Below are 1375 nucleotides of genomic sequence, written 5' to 3' on the forward strand. Positions count from 1 at the left end.
TTGCCGATTGACCGGCCCGATCAGGGATGTTGGGCGGACCTGACAAACAGAAAAAACCGCAGGGCGGGGGTGAGTGCGGGCCAAAGCCCGCGTCGATCCCCTGACCTGGCTGCTGACCTGCTCGATCCCGGCACATGTCGGGATCTCGCCACACCTTACCCTGCCTAAAAATTCAGATCCTGAACGATCAATGTCTGCAATCCATCTGGGCGCGACGTAGGCAGGGTAGGGCCTTCAGCCCGACGCCTCCCCGAACCGAGGTTCGGCGCCGGACCCATGGACCATCAGGTTTTCATGGGACGGCCCCGCTGCTTCAAGCAAGCGAGACAACGCCCTGACCCGGATTGTCCATTTGTTGTCCACCTCGATGATCTTTCTCCGACGAAGCACGCTCACCTGTCGGCTGACAGTCTCCGGGTTGAGCCCAAGGCAATCCGCCATATCCGAGCGGCTTAGAGGAAGCTCGAAGTTGACTTCCCCATCCGGATCAAGAGGGTCTGTCGACAATTGCCGCGCGATGACAACAAGCCAGTCCGGCCACTTTTTCAAGCGCGCCGCTCCGGCTAAGCACAATCAGCCAGTCTCTGGCCCTCGTCGAGGTCGTTGAGGCGCATTTCCATCAACCGCTGCCGAAGCGGCGTAATCTTTTCCAGCCTCGCCTCCAGGGCGGCTCGGTTGAATATGCAGACTGTCAGTTCAGTCACCGCAGTGATGTCGACCGGCGACACCGCCCGACCGGGCCACCCGATGAAGTGCGACGGGAAGGCGAGGTTGACGATCTGGCGTCGATCACCACCAACGGTCCGGGAGAAGGAGGCGATCCCACTTGTGACAGTCGCGACGAACTCAAGCGGCTGGCCCGCCAGAACAACCACATCTCCCGCGGCGTAGCACCGCTGAGCCCTTAGCATCCCAAAGTGCGGAATACTGCTCTTGGCTGATGAGGAGCATATCAGGCAATCCCGAACAGGGCACAGCGCGCAGCTTGGGGATCGCGGATTGACATCGTATCGAGACATTAGGGGAATAGGGCCTGGTCACGGCGCAAGGTGATCTGCACCGCGGCGGAACCGCTGTCCTTTCGGCATGCCGGCAGTCGTAAACCGGACCTGTTTTGTACTTTCGTAAGAAGAGGTTATGGCGTAGCCGCGCGCCTTCACCTTGAGGCAAGTCAACTAAACTGTGTCCAGACGACATCATTTTTGTCAGACGACGAACCAGGCATGCCACGCCGAAATTGGCAGTGCGCCGGGATGAATGTGCTGGTCTTAATCAGTGGCGCAGCCGCCGCATCGTCTTGCTTTCTGACCTGCTCGATCCCGACACATGTCGGGATCTCCACCGGATCTTCTGCGCCAGTCGATCGTCACCCGCA

At 59.7% G+C, this 1375-nt stretch carries 2 protein-coding genes; both read right to left on the minus strand.

From position 1 onward, the window contains the following. Positions 1-234 precede the first annotated feature (234 nt). Complete coding sequence (locus C5F48_RS23800; RefSeq protein ID WP_146170761.1) at positions 235-549, minus strand: helix-turn-helix domain-containing protein; 315 nt, start codon at positions 547-549, stop codon at positions 235-237. A gap of 14 nt (positions 550-563) precedes the next feature. Then, positions 564-1019: a Crp/Fnr family transcriptional regulator gene (locus tag C5F48_RS23805; protein WP_107666130.1), complete on the minus strand. Its 456-nt coding sequence runs from the start codon at positions 1017-1019 to the stop codon at positions 564-566. Between the last annotated feature and the right edge of the window lie 356 nt (positions 1020-1375).

Origin of the sequence: Cereibacter changlensis JA139, from assembly GCF_003034985.1 — a bacterium.
Lineage (GTDB): Bacteria > Pseudomonadota > Alphaproteobacteria > Rhodobacterales > Rhodobacteraceae > Cereibacter > Cereibacter changlensis.